25 protein-coding genes, 1 other RNA gene and 1 other annotated feature are annotated in these 21,800 nt (G+C 45.1%); of the genes, 18 read left to right on the top strand and 8 right to left on the bottom strand.

Annotated features, from left to right (window positions below):
• The 10 genes from IV64_RS08955 (at position 1) to rplL (ending at position 5,737) form a co-directional block, all read left to right on the top strand.
• The gene (locus tag IV64_RS08955) at positions 1–546 is read left to right on the top strand and encodes a YacP-like NYN domain-containing protein (protein ID WP_057706904.1); all 546 of its coding nucleotides are present in this window, start codon (positions 1–3) and stop codon (positions 544–546) included.
• Between the two features lie 190 nt (positions 547–736).
• On the top strand, positions 737–1,300 hold the full coding sequence (locus IV64_RS08950; protein ID WP_057706954.1) for a sigma-70 family RNA polymerase sigma factor: 564 nt from the start codon (positions 737–739) through the stop codon (positions 1,298–1,300).
• A 61-nt stretch (positions 1,301–1,361) separates the two neighbouring features.
• Entirely contained in the window at positions 1,362–1,511 is a 150-nt protein-coding gene (gene rpmG, locus IV64_RS08945) for a 50S ribosomal protein L33 (RefSeq protein WP_057706903.1), read from the top strand.
• A gap of 11 nt (positions 1,512–1,522) precedes the next feature.
• Positions 1,523–1,708: a preprotein translocase subunit SecE gene (secE, locus tag IV64_RS08940; protein ID WP_057706902.1), complete on the top strand. Its 186-nt coding sequence runs from the start codon at positions 1,523–1,525 to the stop codon at positions 1,706–1,708.
• Between the two features lie 105 nt (positions 1,709–1,813).
• On the top strand, positions 1,814–2,362 hold the full coding sequence (nusG, locus tag IV64_RS08935) for a transcription termination/antitermination protein NusG (RefSeq protein ID WP_057706901.1): 549 nt from the start codon (positions 1,814–1,816) through the stop codon (positions 2,360–2,362).
• Between the two features lie 49 nt (positions 2,363–2,411).
• A complete protein-coding gene (locus IV64_RS08930) occupies positions 2,412–3,290 on the top strand; it encodes an alpha/beta hydrolase (protein ID WP_237757323.1) in 879 nt (292 codons plus the stop codon).
• A gap of 101 nt (positions 3,291–3,391) precedes the next feature.
• Positions 3,392–3,817 (top strand): 50S ribosomal protein L11, encoded by a 426-nt coding sequence (gene rplK / locus IV64_RS08925; protein WP_003640942.1) that lies wholly within the window; start codon positions 3,392–3,394, stop codon positions 3,815–3,817.
• Positions 3,818–3,917: 100 nt separating this feature from the next.
• Complete coding sequence (gene rplA, locus IV64_RS08920; RefSeq protein ID WP_057706899.1) at positions 3,918–4,607, top strand: 50S ribosomal protein L1; 690 nt, start codon at positions 3,918–3,920, stop codon at positions 4,605–4,607.
• Between the two features lie 56 nt (positions 4,608–4,663).
• Positions 4,664–4,776 (top strand) — a sequence feature (ribosomal protein L10 leader region).
• 29 nt (positions 4,777–4,805) lie between these two features.
• Positions 4,806–5,309, top strand: coding sequence for a 50S ribosomal protein L10 (gene rplJ, locus IV64_RS08915; RefSeq protein ID WP_057706898.1), 504 nt, complete (start codon positions 4,806–4,808; stop codon positions 5,307–5,309).
• Between the two features lie 59 nt (positions 5,310–5,368).
• Complete coding sequence (gene rplL / locus IV64_RS08910; RefSeq protein WP_057706897.1) at positions 5,369–5,737, top strand: 50S ribosomal protein L7/L12; 369 nt, start codon at positions 5,369–5,371, stop codon at positions 5,735–5,737.
• A 269-nt stretch (positions 5,738–6,006) separates the two neighbouring features.
• Here the strand turns inward: rplL and IV64_RS08905 are convergent, their stop codons facing one another.
• The 4 genes from IV64_RS08905 to IV64_RS08890 form a co-directional block, all read right to left on the bottom strand.
• Positions 6,007–6,912: a phosphatase PAP2 family protein gene (locus tag IV64_RS08905; protein ID WP_057706896.1), complete on the bottom strand. Its 906-nt coding sequence runs from the start codon at positions 6,910–6,912 to the stop codon at positions 6,007–6,009.
• 301 nt (positions 6,913–7,213) lie between these two features.
• On the bottom strand, positions 7,214–8,128 hold the full coding sequence (locus tag IV64_RS14685) for an Ltp family lipoprotein (protein WP_057706895.1): 915 nt from the start codon (positions 8,126–8,128) through the stop codon (positions 7,214–7,216).
• A gap of 230 nt (positions 8,129–8,358) precedes the next feature.
• Positions 8,359–9,336 (bottom strand): DNA/RNA non-specific endonuclease, encoded by a 978-nt coding sequence (locus IV64_RS08895; RefSeq protein WP_083491619.1) that lies wholly within the window; start codon positions 9,334–9,336, stop codon positions 8,359–8,361.
• A gap of 14 nt (positions 9,337–9,350) precedes the next feature.
• The gene (locus tag IV64_RS08890) at positions 9,351–9,971 is read right to left on the bottom strand and encodes a sunset domain-containing protein (RefSeq protein WP_057706894.1); all 621 of its coding nucleotides are present in this window, start codon (positions 9,969–9,971) and stop codon (positions 9,351–9,353) included.
• A gap of 224 nt (positions 9,972–10,195) precedes the next feature.
• Between IV64_RS08890 and mprF the strand changes: the two genes are divergently transcribed.
• Entirely contained in the window at positions 10,196–12,817 is a 2,622-nt protein-coding gene (mprF, locus tag IV64_RS08885) for a bifunctional lysylphosphatidylglycerol flippase/synthetase MprF (RefSeq protein WP_057706893.1), read from the top strand.
• Between the two features lie 63 nt (positions 12,818–12,880).
• Here mprF and IV64_RS08880 read toward each other — a convergent pair whose 3' ends face one another.
• The 4 genes from IV64_RS08880 to IV64_RS08865 form a co-directional block, all read right to left on the bottom strand.
• Positions 12,881–13,456, bottom strand: coding sequence for an LOG family protein (locus tag IV64_RS08880; protein WP_057706892.1), 576 nt, complete (start codon positions 13,454–13,456; stop codon positions 12,881–12,883).
• Positions 13,457–13,531: 75 nt separating this feature from the next.
• A complete protein-coding gene (nrdF, locus tag IV64_RS08875) occupies positions 13,532–14,557 on the bottom strand; it encodes a class 1b ribonucleoside-diphosphate reductase subunit beta (protein ID WP_057706891.1) in 1,026 nt (341 codons plus the stop codon).
• A gap of 36 nt (positions 14,558–14,593) precedes the next feature.
• Positions 14,594–16,759: a class 1b ribonucleoside-diphosphate reductase subunit alpha gene (gene nrdE, locus IV64_RS08870; protein WP_057706890.1), complete on the bottom strand. Its 2,166-nt coding sequence runs from the start codon at positions 16,757–16,759 to the stop codon at positions 14,594–14,596.
• A 144-nt stretch (positions 16,760–16,903) separates the two neighbouring features.
• On the bottom strand, positions 16,904–17,134 hold the full coding sequence (locus IV64_RS08865) for a redoxin NrdH (RefSeq protein ID WP_057706889.1): 231 nt from the start codon (positions 17,132–17,134) through the stop codon (positions 16,904–16,906).
• Positions 17,135–17,357: 223 nt separating this feature from the next.
• Between IV64_RS08865 and IV64_RS08860 the strand changes: the two genes are divergently transcribed.
• The 7 genes from IV64_RS08860 to IV64_RS08835 all read left to right on the top strand — a co-directional run bounded on the left by IV64_RS08860 (position 17,358) and on the right by IV64_RS08835 (position 21,656).
• On the top strand, positions 17,358–17,966 hold the full coding sequence (locus IV64_RS08860; protein ID WP_057706888.1) for a class I SAM-dependent methyltransferase: 609 nt from the start codon (positions 17,358–17,360) through the stop codon (positions 17,964–17,966).
• A gap of 1 nt (position 17,967) precedes the next feature.
• Positions 17,968–18,480, top strand: a complete 513-nt coding sequence (tadA, locus tag IV64_RS08855; RefSeq protein WP_083491618.1) for a tRNA adenosine(34) deaminase TadA — start codon at positions 17,968–17,970, stop codon at positions 18,478–18,480.
• Positions 18,481–18,528: 48 nt separating this feature from the next.
• Positions 18,529–18,615, top strand: an RNA gene (gene ffs / locus IV64_RS14145) — signal recognition particle sRNA small type.
• Between the two features lie 103 nt (positions 18,616–18,718).
• On the top strand, positions 18,719–20,407 hold the full coding sequence (gene dnaX, locus IV64_RS08850; protein ID WP_057706887.1) for a DNA polymerase III subunit gamma/tau: 1,689 nt from the start codon (positions 18,719–18,721) through the stop codon (positions 20,405–20,407).
• Between the two features lie 51 nt (positions 20,408–20,458).
• Complete coding sequence (locus IV64_RS08845; protein WP_057706886.1) at positions 20,459–20,767, top strand: YbaB/EbfC family nucleoid-associated protein; 309 nt, start codon at positions 20,459–20,461, stop codon at positions 20,765–20,767.
• A gap of 22 nt (positions 20,768–20,789) precedes the next feature.
• Positions 20,790–21,389, top strand: coding sequence for a recombination mediator RecR (recR, locus tag IV64_RS08840; protein WP_057706885.1), 600 nt, complete (start codon positions 20,790–20,792; stop codon positions 21,387–21,389).
• 15 nt (positions 21,390–21,404) lie between these two features.
• Positions 21,405–21,656 (top strand): YaaL family protein, encoded by a 252-nt coding sequence (locus IV64_RS08835; protein ID WP_057706884.1) that lies wholly within the window; start codon positions 21,405–21,407, stop codon positions 21,654–21,656.
• Positions 21,657–21,800 lie beyond the last annotated feature (144 nt).

Here is a 21,800-nt window from a genome sequence, read left to right as displayed (position 1 = left end):
ATGAAACAACAATTATTGATTGTAGATGCATATAATATGATTGGTAATTGGCCGGAACTTGCCCGGTTAAAACAAGCCGGTCGTTTACCCGAAGCACGGGATGAACTGATCAACGTTTTAACGGAGTATAAAAAAATTACGGGTCTAAATATTAGCCTGATTTTTGATGCCATGTACGTTCCGGGCAATTCGAAGAGTTATCGGCAAGCCGATTTAGAGATTGTATGGACGAGTAAGGATCAGACGGCTGATAGTTATATTGAAAAGTACGCGGCGGATAAGCAGTCTCGTGTGCTACAAGTGACGGTTGCGACTAGTGACCAGGCGGAACAATGGGTCATCTTTTCGGAAGGCGCCCTGCGTGTGCCGGCCTTAGAACTACGCAAACGGGTTCACGATGAATTGAAGGAGGTTCGCCACACCGCTGTTCGAACTCAGGATTTGGGTGCGGTCCGTAAATCACCGTGGGATGACGATCAATTGTCGAAATTGAATCAGTACCGTGAACGACTAGAACGTGAGCACGTTAAACACCATCATAAATAGAATTATGGGGTGTCGGCACGTTAGTTTTAATGGCTAGACTGATAACTTTAAATTAATTAATTGGTGAACTGATTTCTAGTATGAAATAAAAACGCTTGTTCGCTTGTGCTGCGCAAAAGGCCCATGTATATTGGGTTTACAGATTCAATGGGGTGCGGTTTCTGAAAATTACAGAAACGAGGAAAGCCATTTGAACGAGCAGCAATTAATTGCGTTAGCAGCACAAGGTGATGATCGGAGTATTATCCAGTTAGCTGATCAATATTTGCCAGTGGTTTTAAAGTTAAGGCGCCAGTATTTCATTCGTAATTTTGATGATGAGGATTGGCTGCAAGAGGCGCGTATTGCCATTCATCGAGCAGCTAAGCAGTATGATGCCGCGCAACCGTGCAGTTTTGGTGCGTTTTATCGGTTATTACTGAGCAATCAGATCATCGATTTGATTCGTCGTTCGCAGGCCAAGAAACGTCGTCCTGAACAGGAAGTAGTTTCGTTGGATACGGAGGAAGAGGACGGGCTAAGTAACGTCCTCGTGACCACCTTGTCCGCCGTAGACGTGGTCTATGTTCATGAGCAGCTCGTTGAATTTGCACGGGTCTGTTCACACTTTGAAGCGCAGGTCTTTGCAGCGATGCTGACGGGGATGACGCCCCAAGGGATCGCGGTGATGCTTCAAGTGGAGCTCGCGCCGGTCACGAACGCGGCGGATCGGTGTCGACGTAAGTTACGGCGACTATTGCTAAGCCAGACATGAAATTGACATTCAAAAAATTCCATGCTAATGTTAAGCTTGAATTATTATGGAGGTTTTGTCGATGGCTCAAAAAAAAGTTGCACTGGCATGTACCGTTTGTGGTTCGCGAAACTATACGGTCGATGCCAATCCGAATCGGACTAACCGCTTAGAAGTTAAGAAATTTTGTAAATATTGTGGTAAACACACACTTCATCGTGAAACGCGGTAGGGGGTTAAAACATGCGCTTGTTTAAGTTCTTTGGTCTAGTTGGTCATGAAATGAAAAAAGTTACCTGGCCAACTTGGCGGGAAAATCGGCGGGACTCGTGGACGGTTATTTCAACGTCACTGTTCTTCGTGGCTTTCTTCGCTTTGTTTGACTGGATCATTCAGATGTTACTACAGACGTTAACCACATTACATTAATGGTTTTTTAGCCGGAAATTTGGTATAATGTCCTTATTGAGAGAAAACTTCGTGTTGACGAAGTTTTTTTATTTTACCCAAAACAAGCCTTAAAGGAGTTCAATCATGGTCGAATCTGTTGAAAAAAAGTGGTATGTCTTACATACTTACGCTGGTTATGAAAACAAAGTTAGTTCTAACTTGGAATCACGAGTACAATCAATGGGCATGGAAGATAACATCTTTCGGGTCGTTGTCCCAGAAGAAGAAGCTCATGAAGTTAAGAACGGTAAAGATAAAGTTGAAATGAAGAAGGTTTTCCCCGGCTACGTCTTAGTTGAAATGGTCATGACCGACCAAGCTTGGTACATTGTGCGGAACACGCCCGGTGTTACTGGTTTCTTGGGTTCACATGGTCAAGGGAGTAAGCCAACGCCATTGTTACCTGAAGAAGCAGAACAAATCTTGCATCAATTAGGGATGAGCGCACGCCATACCGAATTGAATGTTCAAGTTGGCGAACAAGTTACGATCATCGACGGTGCCTTCTCTGGCTTGTCTGGTGAAATTACAGAAATCGACAACGAAAAGATGAAGTTAAAGGTCAACATCAACATGTTCGGACGTGAAACGAGTACTGAATTAGATTTTGACCAAGTCGACGAAATTAAGTAGTTCGACGGATAAAATTATTTAAGTAAGCTGGTGGGCCACTTTGGCAGAAATGATTTTGATCATCATCGGCGTTTTAATTATTGGGATTGTGGCCCGCATTGGTCTCAAGTTTTGGCAGTATGGTCGGCCGCAACACCTGACCCACGCACCCGCAGCTAGTTGTGCGGATGATAGTGCGGTCACATTGTTTATTCCCGGTTATGCGGGCAATCGCTTTTCGTTTGGCGGGATGCTACAACGCTTTGTGTCTAGTGGCATCGCTAATAAGTCGTTAGTCGTCATGATTGATCGTCATAATCAACCGCACGTCACGGGTCATTTAGATCCGTACCGGCCGATGGTGCAACTGATTTTTGCGACGCCGCGAGTGGCCGTTCGCCAACAAGCGGAGGGCGTTTTAGCGGTCGTTCAATATTTGATTGCGCATGAGCACGTTCAGACGATGAACTTAGTGGCACATTCAATGGGTGGCGTCGTGCTGTTTCAGTATTTGACAACTGCGGCTAAACTGGTGAATCTGCCGGAAGTGCGCAAAGTTGTCACGATTGGTGCGCCCTTTAACGATAGTGAGGTTGGTCAGAATACTTATCCGATTGAAAATCACCCGCTAACGGAAAATGGGCCGACGAAAACGACGCCCGTTTATAATTACTTTTTGCGCACGTTACAACGGTTACCCAATACGATTTCGTATTTAAATATCGCGGGTAATATTGGTGACACGGTGCAAAGTGATGGGGCGGTCGCACTAAATAGTGCGTTATCGTTACGGTTCTTATTGCGACCAGCCATTAACCAGTACCAAGAATTTGTCGTACACGGAAAAAATGCACGGCACTCGCGGTTGCACGAAAACTACGAGGTTGATCGACAAATTGTTCAATTTCTGTATCCGGACGCGCAAAAAAATGTTGCTGGTGAAAAATAGATATGCTACAATGACATTTGTGCGTCACGTATGCACGTTTACGTGGGAGGAGCAAAAACTCAGCTCCATTTACCACATCACGGACTAAGGAGGAATGTCTCGTGGCTAAAAAAGTAGCTAACGTTGTTAAATTACAAATTCCTGCGGGCAAAGCAACACCTGCTCCGCCAGTTGGCCCAGCTTTAGGTCAAGCAGGTATCAATATCATGGGATTCACAAAGGACTTTAATGCTCGTACTGCTGATCAAGCAGGTATGATCATTCCCGTTGTGATTACGGTGTACGAAGATCGTTCATTCGACTTCATCACTAAGACCCCACCTGCTGCCGTTCTTTTAAAGAAAGCTGCCGGTGTTGAAAGTGGTTCCGGTGAACCTAACACGAAAAAGGTTGCAACTGTAACCAAAGATCAAGTTAAGCAAATCGCCGAAACTAAAATGCAAGATCTAAACGCAGCTGATGTTGAAGCAGCTATGCGCATGATCGAAGGTACTGCTCGTAGTATGGGATTCACTGTCGAAGGCTAATTCAATACTGATGAGTACGTCGGACACTTCATCAAAATGAATGTGTCAAGTGGGAGGAAATCTCCGTTTGAACCACATTTGCAAGGAGGAAAACACTTAGATGGCAAAGAAAAGTAAACAATACCAAGACGCCGCTAAGCTCGTTGATCGTGACAAAGCTTACGATGTAACGGAAGCGGTAGACTTGGTTAAAAAAATGGATTTCGCAAAGTTTGATGCAACTGTTGAAGTTGCCTTCAAATTAAACGTTGATACAAAGCAAGCCGACCAACAACTTCGTGGTGCGGTTGTCCTTCCTAACGGTACTGGTAAAGATCAAACAGTTATCGTTTTTGCAAAGGGCGACAAAGCCAAAGAAGCTGAAGAAGCCGGTGCTGACTTTGTTGGTGAAGCTGACTTAGTTCAGAAGATCCAAGACGGTTGGTTAGACTTTGATGTCGCAATCGCAACTCCAGACATGATGGCCCAAGTTGGTCGTTTAGGTCGGGTTCTTGGTCCTAAGGGATTAATGCCTAACCCTAAGACTGGTACGGTTACGATGGACGTTTCTAAAGCCGTTAACGATTCAAAAGCTGGTAAGGTGACTTACCGGACTGACCGTGACGGTAACGTCCACGTTCCTGTTGGCAAGGTATCATTTGATACTGACAAGTTAGTTGGCAACTTCAAGACCATTGAAGACGTCATCGTTAAAGCTCGTCCAGCCTCAGTACGTGGGACTTTCATCCAAAACTTAGTTGTTACTTCAACGTTTACCCCAGCGGTACGTGTTGACTTAGCATCATTTTAAGGATTAATTTTCTGAAAACAATTGACCCTGTAGGTGATCTGTGATAGATTACTAGAGGTTAAGTAATATCTCTACCTAAGACTCAGGTGGCCAAATGGCCTCAATCTACCTGCCGAGGACATTGTTTTTCTCTATGTCTTGGTGGACATAGGGATTTTTTTATTAATCCCTGAACCAAAATTCTGGGAGGTGAATCTGTTGAGTAAAGAAACTGTTGCTGTAAAAGCACAAGAAGTTAAAGAAGTCACTGAACTTTTAAATAGTTCAGTATCAGCCATTGTAGTTGACTACCGTGGTTTGACGGTTGAACAAGTTACGGATTTGCGTAAGCAATTACGCGAAGCTGGCGTTAAAATGCGCGTTATCAAGAACAAGATCATGGTGCGTGTTGCTGACGAAGCTGGCTACCCTGACTTGAAACCTGTCTTTGCCGGTCCTACTGCCGTTGCCTTCTCTGAAGAAGACCCAGTTGCACCAGCTAAGATTTTGGCTAACTTCGCGAAGACTGCCGATGCCCTTCAATTAAAGGGTGGTATCATCGAAGGTAAAGTTGCTAGTCTTGAAGAAGTTCAAGAATACGCTACGTTGCCATCACGTGAAGAATTATTGGCTACGATCGCTAACTTGTTACAAGCACCTGTTCGTAACGTTGCATACGCTGTTAAGGCGATTGCTGAAAAGGGCGACGAAGACGCAGCTTAGGCTGACGTTGGTGTTAAAAAATACAAAAAATAATCTCACCTATAATGGAGGAACACAAAATGGCTTTTGATAAAGATAGTATTATTGCTTCATTAAAAGAAGCATCAATTTCAGATTTAAACGACTTAGTTAAGGCTATCGAAGAAGAATTCGATGTCTCAGCTTCAGCACCAGTTGCTGTTGCTGGCGCTGCTGGTGGCGACGCTGCCGCTGCAAAGGATTCATACGATGTTGAATTAACTGAATCTGGCGACCAAAAGGTTAAGGCTATTAAGGCCGTTCGCGACATCACTGGTCTTGGCTTGAAAGACGCTAAGGGTCTTGTTGACAACGTACCTTCAGTTGTTAAGGAAGGCGTTTCAGAAGACGAAGCCAACGATATCAAGGCTAAACTTGAAGAAGTTGGTGGTGTTGTTACCCTTAAGTAGTCATCTACTTAAAGGAACGACATCGAAAAACGCACTCACATTTGTGGGTGCGTTTTTTTGTGCTACTAGCAGATGTTAACGTTAACCGAAATGTATCCGCACAGGACGGAAACGGTTTGTTGGTACCGGTAATTATACAAGGATTGCACAGTAGGCCGGTTTCAATCCTGCTGGCAAACGATTCAATTAGGTAACGCTCTGTTAGTGACATGGTGGGCCGCTGGTCGTAACACTAATCTAGCCCCAACGACCCAGTTGCTACTTGGTCGTTATAATTGCAAGTTGTCTGGGACCAAGCGATGGTAGCATTCTTCCATGACGTAGATAATGGCTGCCGTGATCAGGAATGAGAAGGTGACGTCGGATAAGAAGTGCGCTCCGATGACGACCCGACTGATTGCCATGAGAATTGCGAAGACCACGCCTGAAACCCAAAGAATTTTCTTAGTCTTAGGATTGACGGCAAACCATGAGAAGAGGATGCTGACCGTTCCGGCCATTGCGTGTCCAGATGGGAAGGACATATGACCGTTGGGTCCGTTAGGATGAACCCAGCTCGTGAAGTTGGTCTGAGCGTGGTTGAGTTCATAAGGACGGAAGCGGCCCCAGAAAGTCTTTAGGGCACCGTTTACTTGCCCAGCAAACCAAAGTGTCAGGGAAGCGAAGACGGCGACGATTAGGTACTTTTTGAGCATCTGATCGTCTTTTTTATGAAGCCAATATTGAATCAAAATAGTGAGTAGCAGGTAAACCACGATCCACAAAATAAGGGATTGTCCCACTGGCAGCTTAACGGCGGCCTTATCGCTATTAGCTAGGCCCATGGGTTTGTCGACTTGAATGTTATGTAGCGCAGACAAGCCGTAGTTGGCGACTTGGTTAAGGTATTGCTTGAGCTGCCAAGCAGATAGGCCCAAGCCCCCTAAGAAGAGTAGCCCCGCAAATAATGGTTCGTCAGTGTGGCGTAGCGCGTAGGCCATTCCAATTTGGCCCGCTAATACAAAGACCAGGTAGGCAGCAAATAAGCCAAAGGTCTGAAAAAGCGTGCCAAAGATACTGTTGTAGTTGATGACCGCGTTACTAATGGATAAATCGGCGAATAGTGCAACAACTAGCAGACCGCCCCCAATTAAAAACGCTGCTAGAAAAAGTCGATTCTTGGTACTTTTTGACATAAGTGATTCCTCCTTTGTGTGTCATCATAGGAGGTCATTGTAAAGAAAAGGTTTAGTTATGGCTGTTGTTTTGTATATTTTGTAAAGGCGATGAAAATGAACTGAATTTTTCGGAATGGAAACGTTGGTAATTCAGAGGGGGAACTCACCTTTAATTGTAAAATCATAATTTGGGATTAAAAATAACAAGTATCTATTTGTTAACTAAAGTTTCTTAGAAAATCATTGATGAAAAAATAAGCTCTGAAAACCGATTTTGGCTTTCAGAGCTTATTTGCAATCATTATTATATCAAAAAATCTTATTTAGAAAGATGATCAATTGCGTATTGCGCTTGTTCATTAGTAAAACCTTCACCATAGGAAGAAGTTAACTGGTCTTTAATGGCGCTTGTAGACATTGATTGATCCTTTTGGTAAGATTCTGCCGATTTCCGTGCATTTTCATTCCAATTAATGCCAGTTAAATGCGCCATTGCGTACTGGGCATCTGCTGGAGAGAATCGATCACCGTAATCAGAGATGAGTTGTTCGTAAACTCCCTTTTCAGACATGTCCATACCAGCGTATATCTTTGCTGACTCTAGGGCCGCTAAACTTTGTGCAGGAACTTTTGGTTGAGCAGGCTTTTCGGCCACTGGATGATTTGGTACAGCAGGTGCAGGTGCTGGTACCTCTTGACTTGGAATAGCTGCTGGAGCTTGATTATTCTGGGCTACCTTGTGGCTTGGAACAGTTGCTTTAGCTGGACTATTTTGAGTTACCTTGTGACTTGGAACAGTTGCTTTAGCCGGACTGTTCTGAGTCACCGTATGATTAGCAGCTGACTTGGCCGGATTTTTTTGCATTACTGCATGACTTGAAGTGGCTGCTGAAGATGAGCTACTTTGAGTTACTTTTTGACTCGAAGTGGTTTTTTCATCCGGATGATCTTCGTCGTCTTTGTGACTTGAAGTTTCTGCTTTAGATGATTGATTCTTTTCATCCGATTGTTCTGAAGCCTCTGTTTCAGACGAACTGTTCTTGGCAACTTTGTGAGTCATGGTATCTGCTTCAGATGAACTTGAAGTGTTTGAACCGGCACCCAGAGCAATACCTGAGGCAACGCCTAAAATGATGACAGTGATGGCTGATAAGGTCCAAACCCAAACCTGCTTGTAGATTGGCTTTTTCTGCATGTGAACGTTACCATCCTCACTTTTGAGCTGTTTTGACATGAAATACTCCTCCAAAGAATTATTTTCTTAATCAAAACATCCCCGCTAATCAATCATACTAAGCCCGGTAGATTTTAGCAACTTTCGATTCGATTGTATATATAGGAACGATAAGGAATTTAAACCGCTATCAAACTTTATTATATATAGGAAAAAGTTAAATAAATAAAAAAACTACCAATACAGTCAAAAATCACTGTATCAGTAGTTCCAAATGTAAATATATGATCTTATTTTCCGACCCGACTAGTCCCCGTTTGATAGTTTAAGGTCACGCCCGGTTGAACGTTGAAAATGTAAACGTTGAAGCTAACACTGTTGTCGCCAACGGACTGGCCGCGCATCTGAACTCCGCGCGCCAGCAATTCGTTACCTTTGAAGATTGGCTTTACTTCGTAACGAACGTAGTGTTTTGGGCTCGCCTTGAGGTAAGCAGCCACTTGGTTTTCGTAGGTGGTCATTTCCGGGTCGTTAAGTGTGCGCGTCCCGGTCATCAAATTTTTCCAGTTGTTATTTTGACCAGTCAACTGGTAGCCGATTAAATGACTCCGGTTGTATAACCAACCGCTATTGATCCGTTTGTTATGCCAGCCAGTCGGATTCACGTGTAACGCTTCACGTTTCGCTTTAGGCATTAAGGATTGGTTCAAGAGGGCGTTAGCCGCGCGCACCCGGTTCAAATTATCGAGTGCCGTGTACTTCTGCCAAGCACCCTGACTCGTGGATAAGTCACTTGCACTAAAAGCGGGGGCGTTGTGATTCACGGTAATGGTTTGTTGGCCAGCAAAGGTTTTATCGGCTAACTTTTCATTACTAGGGTTGTTGCCAGCTTTAACGGTTGTTGCGGCAGTGGCCTTAGTGGCACCACCAGCTTGGTTCTTGTCTTTTTGCTTATTGACCTTTTTTTCTTCTTTATTGAGATTGGTCGCAACTGTTTTTAAACTGCTAGCCGAACTGGAATTAGCTGACTGTAACGCAGCCAATTTTTTGTCGTTAGTTGCGGTAACCCACTGCGTTTTGGTTTCCGTCTTGATCTCAGGTTCGGCGGCATTAGAACTTGGACTGCCACAACCACCCAGTGTTGCGACGGTCACTAGTAAGAGACTCGCTAATAACCAGAACTTACGGTGACGCTGAGAAGGTAAAGAAGTGTGCCAAACAATCCAAATTAACGCACTGATCAGTGCGAGTAGCATCATGATTTCCATTTCAAAGCTCCCCCTTAACGTAGTGACTTACGGTAGCCGGCAGCTTGCGCTTGGGCTTCCGTATTGAAGTACACGACGTTTTTACCGGACATTCGGTAATTATGACCGTACTCGACGTGGTAGATTTTAGAACGGCTGTTACCGATGATCCGTCCCTGTTGAGCAGTATCCGTGTCCCCAGAAAAGTTATTGGCGCGCGAGGGCTTGGTCGAGCTACTTTGTGTCGCTGCCTTTGACTGAGCTTCGGCTGCGCTGGCAGCGGATTTTGATTCTGATTTGGAGGCTGCTTCAGATTGTTCCGCTGCGACGGATGCCGCTGATGACGAGGATGCTTTGACCGCTTCCACCGATTCAGCGTGCGAGCTGCTCAACGAAGCGGCTTGTGAGCTTGCCTGCTCGTCCGCTTTTTTCAGCGTGCTTTCTGATTCGCTGAGTTTCTTAGCGGATTCGGATAAGGCTTGGCTCTCTGCTTTGGCGGTCGCCCAGGCTTTCTGATTCCCCTTAGTCCTTTTGGAAACGTAAGTCGTTTTGACGCTAGTATCCTTGGCTGATGATTTTTGACTAGTTGTCGCACTACAACCAGATAATAAAACCAGTCCTAGTAACACGGTTAGTGCCTTTTTTCGAGCATGCATAATAATCTCCCCCTATGTATGTGATTAGTTTTAATTATACAAGAAGGAAAAAGTGGGGTAAAGAACTGCTTGACGTAATTATAGAATGAAGCGCTTATAACTTTAATTAATTAAAATCAGTGTACTAGCCGTGTTAAGCTCTGCTTAAAACCCCCGTCAACAGTTGTATAAATCAGATAAGATTGCGATAATAGGAACAATTAAAACTATTGGGGGAATTAGCTTTGAAGGCAGCGTTACAGAAAATGGGTGCGGTACTGAATAAACGAATGGGCATTATTAAAGCGCTCTTCGTTTTCTCCGTCCTGTTATTTGTGATCACAGAAGTCGGCAAGATTGCGAAAGAAGTTAGTGGCGAACAATTAGCCAACGCACTGGCATCGCAAAGTTGGTGGCATCTCCTGAGTATGGTTGTGATTGGGATCATTGCGGTGACGCCGATGTTAACGTACGACGTCATGATTACAAAGTTTTTACCAAATCACTATTCACTGGGCTACATTTTTAAGGCCGGGTGGATCACAAATACATTTACAAACATTGGTGGTTTCGGCGGCGTACTGGGGGCTTCGCTGCGAGCTAATTTTTATAATAAGGCGGCGACAAAAAAACAGATCGTCTTCGCTATTTCAAAAATTGCACTATTCTTAGTTTCAGGTTTATCACTGTATTGTATGATCTCGCTGGTCCTAGTCTATGGCTTTGGCATCGGGAGCATGTACGGGAGTTATTGGATCTGGCTAGTCGGTGGGGCGATCTACTTCCCAGCCATCTTTATTTTTACGCGAGTCAACGATTCCGAGTTCTTTGACGGTCTGACACTGGGTAACGTCGTTCGCTTATTGAGTGGGTCTTTCGGTGAATGGACGGGGTGCGTCCTCTTTTTCTTATTGATTGGGAACTTTATGCACTTACCAATCGATTTTGCGGCGGTCGTCCCACTATTCGTCATTGCCTCGGTTGTTGGGGAAGTTTCGATGGTGCCCGGTGGGATCGGGTCGTTTGACGTTTTCATGATCTTTGGCTTGGGCGCAGTTGGCGTCTCCCGGCCGGATGCGGTCGCGTGGTTGTTATTCTACCGGCTGTTTTACTACATCATTCCGTTTGCAATTGGCCTGGCCTTATTCGTGCACGACACCGGTCACCGGTTCAACGAACGCTTAGAGGGGATTCCAAAGATTGCCCTTCAACGGTTCGCGCAACTTGCCCTGACCGTCTTCTTGTACGCCTCAGGACTGTTGATGTTGCTGATGTCGACAGTACCAAACTTTGCTTATAATAATAAATTGTTCCTACAGTTTTATCCGTACACCTTCTTTTTCATTAATCAGGCTACTAGTATCGTGATGGCGTTCCTATTGATTGGGGTCGCCCTTGGAACTGCGGGACGGGTCAAGAAGGCGTTTTGGCCCACAGTGGTCGTCTTATTTGTCGCCATTTTAAATACGATTCGCTGGCTAGTGGTATACGACGCCATCTCAATGAAGTTCATCATTTTCTTGGTGATTATTTTAGGCGTGGTGGTCTTATCCAAACACGCTTATTATCGTGACCACTTATCATTTTCGTGGGGTCAAACGCTATGGGTCGCTTGTGTCTATGTCGTAACGTTTGTCTTGTACACGATAGTGGGGGTCTATAACGCGCCTCAGATTCACCATCGGCACGCGGTTCCAGAGGCGTTGTTCTTCCCTTCGCAAAAACTGTGGGTCTTTGGGGTCATCGGGCTAGTCTTAGCAGCGCTGATTCTAGTCTTGATGTACCGGTACTTTGCGACTGGTCATAATTCCCGTATTGGGCAGGCCATGGATGCGCAGCGGGTCAAGCAGGTCATTACGACGTATGGCGGTAATGAGATTTCACATTTAGCTTACCTAAATGATAAGTTGGCCTACTACTATCAGGTTGATGGGGAAGATCAACTGATCTTCTTATACCAGAAAAAAGCCGATAAACTGATTATTATGGGTGAACCATTTGGTAACCAGGAACAGTTACAAGCAGCTTTGGAACAGCTGATGGACGATGCGGATAGCGATGGTTGCTCACTCGTTTTCTACGAAATTAGCGAAAATTTGACGATGCATTTGCATGAGATGGGCTTTGACTTCATCAAGACTGGTGAAGAAGGCCACGTGAAGTTAGCGGACTTCAGCCTCGCTGGGAAACGGCTACGGGGCGAGCGTGCGCTGATGAACAAGTTTACGCGGGATAACTATCAGTTTGAAGTGTTACAACCGCCATTCTCTAAGGAAGTCATGGCGGAGCTCAAGGCGGTTTCAGATAGCTGGTTAAATGGCGAAACGGAGAAGGGCTTCTCGTTAGGCTTCTTCAGTGAAACTTATTTAAATCAGGCTCCCATCGCGGTGGTCTACAATCCTGAACATCAAATCGTGGCGTTTGCCAACATCATGCCTCAGGGAAATGAGCAATCGACTTCGATTGACTTGATGCGTTCCAGTACGGACGCGCCGTCTGGCATTATGGATACGGTCTTCGTACACTTATTTGAACAGGCGCGTGACCAGGGTTACCAATACTTCAATATGGGGATGGCACCGTTATCTGGCGTAGGCGTTTCACGCTATAGTTTCATTCAAGAGAAGATTGCCCATCTGATTTATGAATATGGGTATCAATTGTACGGGTTTCAAGGACTACGGTCGTACAAAGAAAAGTACGTCACGGAGTGGGAACCGAAGTACATTGCTTACCGGAAACGAAATTCTTTGATCTTTACAATCTTACAGTTACTACAAGTTGTGAATACGCGGGTCAACAAACACGGTAGTCATCACCGGACGTTCTTGGTTCCGAAACGGTTACAAAGTAGTTCACGACATTAAAAAAAATCCACCCATTCTTCAAATTAACGTTTGAAGAGTGGGTGGATTTTGATTTATATGAGCTTAATTCGTGTACTTAGGTGGTAAGACGTGTTTGAAATTACGGAACCCGGTGAAAATGTCGTCGAGGTTATGACCATCAATAAACAGGTCCATGTTTTCTGTTGGTGCGAAACCCAGCGTGGTACTCTTCTTGAGCATCGCAACCAGGTCATCGTAGAAACCGTCGATATTATAAAGGGCGATTGGCTTCTGGTGAATGTCCATTTGACTCCAGGAAAGCATTTGAAGAAACTCTTCAAACGTGCCAAAGCCACCGGGAAGCACGATAAACGCGTCCGCTAAGTGAAGCATTTTCTCTTTGCGTTCAGTCATCGTCTTGGTTTCGATAAAAGTCGTAACGTCGGTGAGTGCTAAGCCACGTTCGATTAAGAAGTGCGGGATGATACCAATGACGCGGCCGTGGTTTTCAAGGGTCGCGGTGGCGACCTTGCCCATCAACCCGTGGTTACCACCACCATAGACTAGTTGGTAGTCGTTATCAGCTAAGTACTTGCCAAGTTCAGTCGTTTTATCTGCAAATTTAGGATCTAAACCGGAATTCGAGCCACAAAAAACACAAATGTTATGAATTGCCATCAAATTATTCCTCCAATATTAAATCACCTAGCAAAAATGCGGCACCACAAGTGGGCCGCATTTTTAATTTAATCATTAGTCGCGAGTACGTTCGTCATCAGGTTCGCCGATATCATAATCGGTATCCTGCATGGCTTCAACTTGACCTAACCGGTAACCATTCCCAACTTGTGAGAAGAAATCATGGTTAGAAGTCCCGGTTGAAATCCCGTTCATGACGACTGGGTTGACGTCTTCCGCGGTATCTGGGAAGAGGGCGTCTTGACCTAAGTTCATCAATGCTTTGTTGGCATTGTAACGACTGAAGGTTAAAACTTCGTCGGACCAGCCAAGTTGATCGTAAACTAAGTGAACGTAATTTTCTTCGTTCTCATAGAGCTTGTAAAGGAAGTCGAACATCCAGTCTTTGAATTCGGCCTGTTCCTTTTCAGAGCGTTCCTTGAAGCCGATTTGGAACTTGTAACCAATGTAAGTACCGTGGACACTTTCGTCCCGTAAAATCAGTTTGATGATTTCGGCAACGTTTGGTAATTGGTTATGGCCCAAATAGTAAAGTGGCGTGTAGAAACCAGAGTAGAATAAGAACGTTTCAAGGAAGACGTTGGCAACCTTTTGCTTCAAAGGATCTTCGTCCAAGTTATCATATAACTTGTAAATCCATTGCGCTTTATTTTGTAAATATTCTTCGCTGTCGCTCCAGTCAAAGATTTCATTGATTTCGTCCGGCGTGTTAAGCGTTTCGAAAATCGTTGAATAACTCTTAGCGTGGACCGATTCCATGAATTGAATGTTATTTAAAACGGCCGTTTCATGGGGTGTTACGACGTGGCGCCGTAGGGATTGCAACCCGTCTTGTGATTGTAAGGTATCCAGTAGCGTTAAGCCACCGAAGACGTGTCCAACTACCCAACGGTGATCGTCGTCCAAGGCCCGCCAGTCGGACATATCGTTTGAAACTGGAATCCGGGTGTCTAACCAGAATTGTTCCGTTAGTTTTTCCCAAGTGCTTTTATCGATTGCGTCTGAAACTTGATCCCAGTTAATCGATTTATAGTTGCCATTACTGAGCAATTTTTGGTAATAAGCCAAATTTGTTGCCATCGTTGATATCCTCCTAATGATCTAAGGTATAAATTACTAGATTACGCAGCTTTCACATTCATTTACCCCGACTTCACCATCATCATCCGTAAAGGTCCGAATATAGTAAATCGACTTGATTCCTTTGCGGTAAGCATAGTTGCGAAGAATGTTTAAGTCACGGGTCGTCATTTTGTTAGTGCGGCCGTCTTTCCATTCGTATAAGCCAGCAGGAATCGTTGAACGCATGAAGAGGGTTAAGCTCATCCCTTGGTCAACGTGTTGCTGTGCGGCGGCATAAACATCAATAACTTTACGCATGTCAGTATCGTATGCTGACTTATAGTAATCAATTGTATCATTAGATAGGTATGGAGCGGGATAATAAATTTTACCAATTTTCTTTTCTTGCCGTTCTTCTACCCGGTTAATGATTGGATGCAAGCTGGCAGTCGTATCATTAATGTAAGAAATCGAACCGTTGGGGGCTACGGCCATACGGTTTTGGTGATATAACCCGTCTTGCATAACCGCAGCTTTAAGAGCTTCCCAATCAGCCTTTGAAGGGATGAAAATTCCCTTGAAAAGGTCGGCTGTTTTGGCATACTGTGGTTGCCAGTCTTCATTAATATATTTATCGAAGTAAGAACCGTCAGCGTACTTCGATTTTTCAAAGTTAACAAAGGTTTCGTGCCGTTCACGGGCAATTTCATTCGAAGCCTTTAACGTCCAGTAGTTTAACAGTAGGAAGTAAATGTTGGTGAAATCAACGGCTTCCTTGCTACCGTAAGCCATTTGGTTCTTGGCAAAGAAGGCGTGCAATCCCATGGCACCTAAACCAATGGTGTGTGCTTGGTGGTTCCCCTTTTGAATTGAAGGGACTACGTCAACGTTAGAATGGTCGGTTACAAAAGTTAATGCCCGGACCATCGCTTCAACAGAATGCCCAAAGTTAGGCGAAGTCATCAAGTTAACGATGTTGGTTGAGCCCAAGTTACAACTGATGTCAGTCCCTAACTTTTCGTATTGTTGTTGGTCGTCGATGAGGGATGGCGTTTGGACCTGCATGACTTCGGAACAAAGGTTACTCATAACGATTTTACCGTCAATCGGGTTGGCCCGGTTGGCCGTGTCGATGTTGATGACGTAAGGATAACCGGATTCTTGTTGCAGTTTACTGATTTCGTTTTCCAAGTCACGTGCCTTGAGCTTGGTCTTCCGGATATTGGGATTCTTGACCATGTTGTCATATTCCTTAGAAATATCAACGTAGGAGAATGGCACGCCGTATTCCCGTTCAACCCCGTAAGGACTGAAGAGGTACATGTCAGCGTCGGCCTTGACTAATTCGTAGAACTTATCAGGTACGGTGACGCCGAGGGACAACGTCTTTAAACGAATCTTTTCATCCGCGTTTTCCTTCTTAGCAGAGAGGAAGGCGATGATGTCTGGATGGAAGACGCTGAGGTAAACGACCCCGGCACCTTGGCGTTGTCCTAATTGGTTAGAATATGAGAAACTGTCTTCGAGTAACTTCATGACGGGCACGACACCACTGGCAGCCCCGTCGATATGCTTGATGGGGTCACCCGCCCCCCGTAAGTTGCTGAGGTTGATCCCAACTCCGCCACCGATTCGGGAAAGTTGTAAGGCAGAATTGATCGTGCGGCCAATCGAGTTCATGTCGTCGGTCGACTGAATCAAGAAACAGGAAATGAGTTCACCCCGCCGAGCGCGCCCCGCGTTTAAGAAACTAGGGGTTGCTGGTTGGTAACGTTGGTGAATAATCTCATCTGCTAAAGCCATTGCAAGGTCTTCGTTGCCGTCTGAAAAGTAGAGGGCGTTCATTGCCACGCGGTCAATGAAGTTTTCCAAGTAATAGTCACCATCATCGGTCTTTAACGCGTATTGGGCGTAAAATTTATAAGCGGCCATGAAAGTCTTAAAGTGGAAGTCTTGCGATTTTAAGTAGTCGTATAACTTTTCAATGAAGCTAAAGTCATACTTATTAATGGCGTCCATTTCTAAGTAGTCATGGGTTTCGAGGTAGTCAAATCGGTCCCGTAAGCTGGCAAACTTTTTCGTGTTAGGTTCAACGTTTTGTTCCAAGAATGCGGCTAGGGCTTCTTTATCCTTGTTCAATGGAATCTGATTGTTGACGGGAATATTGATTTCATTGTTCAGATCATAATACGTGACGTCTTTTAAGTCTTTTAAGCTCATAAGGAATCCTCTTTCTATAACAATGTGAGTTGGTGCTGATTAAAAGCGGACGACCCACAATCAGTAGTGACTATTGATTGTGGGTCGCTTATCAAATCTATCCTTAAAACCAGCTATGTAACCGCGCAAAAAAAGCGCAGTGAACTAAACAGCTAATTGCTTCAAAGCATCTGGGCGGAAACCGGCAATGCTATCTTCACCAGTAATTTCGACCACGGGAACCGCTTGGAAACCTTGATTTTTTAAGTAATCAACGTATTCTGGATTAGTGTTAATGTTCTTTTCTTCGAAGGCGACGTTATGGGCCACGAGGAATTTCTTAGTCATTTTGCATTGCATGCAGTTGTTCTTAGTAAAAACCGTTACTTTTTTCATTTAAATCACCCTTATTTCGTTTTATCGATAAACCCAGTATACAACATACGGGGGAAAAAACAATCAAAAAACACAATATCTAGTGGCTCAAAATGAGCCTTAACCACTAGATATTGTGTTAATAACGGTCTTTAACCATTGCTTGAAAAATTTTTATTTTATTGTTGTTCCTTCTATAAATCAGTTATCATAGAACTAGACCATAAATCAGAGGAAAATAAATATGACCAATTATTATTATACACACAATCCAGAAGTTGTGCATGACGAAAAGCAATGGAATTTTGAAATTTTTCAGCACGACTTTAAATTTACGACCGATAACGGTGTCTTTTCTAAGCGGACCGTGGATTACGGTTCTCGGACCTTGTTAGCGGCCTTTGACCCTAGCCAGTTGCCGGCTGGTGCAATCTTAGATTTAGGGACCGGTTACGGCCCAATTGGCATGGCACTAGCGTATCAGTCGCCTGAACGGACGGTTGATATGGTTGACGTTAACGAGTTGGCGTTGAGTTTAGCCCGCAAAAATACGGCACTGAATCAGATTACTAACGTCAATATCTTTACGTCCGACGTCTACGAGCAGGTGACCAAGACGGACTACGCCGCCATCGTCACAAACCCACCTGTACGTGCCGGAAAAGACGTGGTCGCTGCCATGTTAACCGGCGCGGTATCACGCTTGGTAACCGGTGGTACGCTGACAGTTGTTCTCCAGAAAAAGCAGGGGGCACCGTCAGCCAAGAAGTTAATGCAGGCAACTTTTGGTAATTGTCAGATTATTAAGAAGGATAAGGGCTATTACATCTTACAAAGTGTAAAGGAGGGATAGCGTGAGTAATCAAACGGCGGAAGACTGGATGCAAGAAGCCCTCCACGAAGCACGGATGGCGTATGTGATCGGTGAAGTCCCGATCGGTGCCGTGATTGTGCACGATGGTGAGATCATTGGTCGTGGCCATAATTTACGGGAACATGGTCAGGATGCGACCATGCATGCAGAGATCATTGCGATTCAGGAGGCCTGTGAGTATTTACGTAGCTGGCGCCTGGAAGATTGTCAGCTGTACGTCACGCTAGAGCCGTGTCTGATGTGTAGCGGCGCCATTATTAATGCGCGGATTCCCGAAATGTTTTACGGCGCGCGCGATCCTAAAGCCGGGGCCGTCCGGAGCCTGTATCAAGTGATGGACGATACGCGGCTGAATCACCAAGTGACGGTCCATGAACGGGTCTTGGCACGGCCAGCGGGGGAATTATTGGAGAACTTTTTCCGAAATATCCGTAAACGTAAGAAGGCTGAGAAGAAGGCGCGCCGGGCCGCAGCTGAAAAAAAGTTAAACTGATGGCTGGTAATCTTAGTTTAAATCATGTATTATAGTATTTGCCGCAAGGCCTTAAGGCAAGGGTGGATTTACGAATCGTGTCAGGTCCGGAAGGAAGCAGCACTAAGTTTGCTTCATCTTGTGCCTTAAGTTTTTATGAAATGTAACAGCTCTTAGCCATTCGGTTGAGAGCTTTTTATTTAAAATCAATTGTTTAATTAACGTGCAGCCAGTGGGCTAGTGAGAAAGGAAGATTCGCATGTATCGGGCATTATATCGGGTTTGGCGGCCCCAACGTTTTGATGAAATCGTCGGTCAACAGATGATTACCCAGACGTTGAAAAATGCGATCATGACCCATCAGACGAGTCATGCGTATTTATTTACTGGGCCACGGGGGACGGGGAAAACGTCCGCTGCCAAAATTTTTGCCAAGGCGATTAACTGTCACCATCTGGTTGACGGCGAACCTTGTAACGAATGCGACACTTGTAAGGCCATTACTAAGGGTCAGCTTAATGATGTGATCGAAATTGATGCAGCTTCTAACAACGGGGTCGAAGAAATTCGGGACATTCGGGATAAGGCCAAGTACGCGCCGACCGAAGCTGACTACAAAGTCTACATTATTGATGAAGTTCATATGTTATCGACTGGGGCGTTCAACGCGTTACTAAAAACGTTGGAAGAGCCGCCAGCAAACGTCATCTTTATTCTAGCGACGACTGAACCGCATAAAATTCCGCTGACCATCATTTCACGGACACAACGCTTTGACTTTCGGCGGATCACGGCAAAGGATAGTTACGAGCGGATGGTCTATATCCTGAAACAAAAAGATGTTACTTATGACGAAAAAGCTTTACGGGTGATTGCGCAGGCTGCGGAAGGCGGGATGCGTGACGCCCTCAGTATTTTGGACCAAGTGATTTCGTTTGGGGACAACACCGTGACGTTAGACGACGCGCTAATGGTAACGGGAAGTGTCACCAAGAAGTTGATTGCCGATTACGTTGAAGAAGTCACGAATCATGTGACGAAGCCGGCGTTAGAAACGATGCGGGAAATCTTACAAGAAGGTAAAGATGCGAACCGCTTCATCGAAGATCTGATCAGCTATACGCGTGACGTGTTACTCTATCAACAAGCACCAGAAATGGTCGACAGCGTTGCGATGGGTGAAGATGACAAGCGCTTTGAAGACTTCGCCAAGAGCATCGACGCTGAAGTCCTATATCAAATGATCAAAACGCTCAATGATATTCAACAACAAATGCGGTTCACGACGCACCCGGATGTCTATCTGGAAGTATTGACGGTCAAATTGGCCCAACTCGATGGTCAGCCCGCACAAGCCGCAGCGCCGGCAGCTGTTAATCCTGGTGACCCAACCGTTCAAAAGTTGGCACATCAGGTGGAACAACTTCAAAGTGAGCTGAAAAATATCAAGAGTACCGGTGGGGCGCCACAAGCCAACCGGGTAAAGCAGACGCCTAAGAACGGGCCGGTCGTTAAAAAGGTCAACGTTAGCCAGATTTATCCAATTCTGGATACGGCCAAGAAGAACGACTTGCTGAAGATTCGAGACGTCTGGGGCGATTTAATGAACATCCTCAGTGTGACGCAACGGGCCTTAATGCACGTTGCACAGCCGGTTGCGGCCAGCGATAACGGCCTGGTCGTTGCGTTTGATTACGCCTTTATTTATCAGAAGGCAACCGATGATCAGACGTTGATCGACGCACTTAGCAACGGTTTGGATCGTTTGATGGGCCAGTCACCGAAGATTGTGTGTGTGCCGAAGGACCAGTGGCCACAAATTCGGAAAGACTACTTAGCAACGCACCAACCTGGTGGCAAAGCCGCTGAGAAAGCGCCAGAAAAGGTGCCAGTGGTGGACCAAGCTAAGGACATGTTTGGCGATTTAGTTGAAGTTAAACCAGACTAAGCTAATATTATAGTAGTAAAAATCATTTAATCCCGAAAGGAACTGATAATTATGATGCGTGGCATGGGTAATATGCAAAACATGATGAAACAAATGAAAAAGATGCAGGCACAAATGTCTGCGGAACAAGAAGCCTTGAACGAACAAACCTTTGAAGGCGTTGCGCCAGACGACATGGTCAAAGTCACTTTTACGGGTGACAAGAAGATGAAGGACATCACCATCAATCCTGAAGCTGTTGATCCAGATGACGTCGATATGTTACAAGATTTAGTGTTAGCTGCCGTTAACGACGCTTTAGGGAAGGTTGACGCCCAAACACAGAGTACGATGGGCAAGTACACTCAAGGTTTAAAGTAAGCAAGTAGAGTGAGGTAAACACATGCAGTATCCAGAACCAATTGCTAAGTTGATCGATAGTTATATGAAGCTCCCCGGCATTGGTGGTAAGACTGCGACCCGCCTGGCCTTCTATACGATTGATATGGACGGCGACGACGTGACCGAGTTTGCCAAGTCGCTCGTGGCCGCAAAGCGTGATCTACACTTTTGCAGTATTTGTGGCAATATCACCGAAGACGATCCTTGTGTCATTTGTCGCGATAAGTCTCGTGATCAAAGCACCGTACTGGTTGTGGAAGAGGCCAAGGACGTGATGGCGATGGAAAAGATCAAGGAATATAATGGTCTGTATCACGTCTTACACGGCGTACTTTCGCCGGTTGACGGTAAGGGCCCGGAAGACATCAATATTGCCAGTTTATTAAAACGACTTCAGCAAAATGATGCGATTAAAGAAGTTATTATTGCAACTAACGCCACGCCGGAAGGGGAAGCGACCGCCATGTATATTTCACGGTTGGTCAAACCGGCTGGTATCAAAGTAACGCGTTTGGCACACGGGTTGTCAGTTGGGAGCGATATTCAGTACGCTGATGAAATGACGCTGTTCAAAGCAGTTGAAGGACGCCAAGAGATGTAATTGGGGGCATAAGAGATGTTTGGAAGAAACAAGAAGATCAAGCAACCCAAGGCAGTTTTTGACCAACAGTTGTTAAACACCTTAAACGCGGCCAAGGTCGACTGGGACCGTGCTAAGGAAAATGAACAAGCAATTTACGATAATAATACCAGTGAATTAGTGACGCAGACGGCGCTTGCCCGGGCAAAGTACTTGTACTTATACCGGGAAGCTCGCCGGCGCCAAGTGCATGGACAGACGATCCAACGCTCGGTGATCGACAACTAAGTGTTAATCGCCTAAAAGATGAGTAATCTAGGATAATTCTAGATTGCTCATTTTTTGGCTGTTCCTGTGTAGAGCTACTTATATTAATTTGAAATTAACTACCTTTGTAAATCCATGTGGTTATGACGAAGGCGTCGTGGTGGT

This window comes from Lactiplantibacillus xiangfangensis (genome assembly GCF_001438845.1).
In the GTDB taxonomy this organism is placed as follows: domain Bacteria; phylum Bacillota; class Bacilli; order Lactobacillales; family Lactobacillaceae; genus Lactiplantibacillus; species Lactiplantibacillus xiangfangensis.
This window is presented reverse-complemented; position numbering and strand designations above follow the sequence as displayed.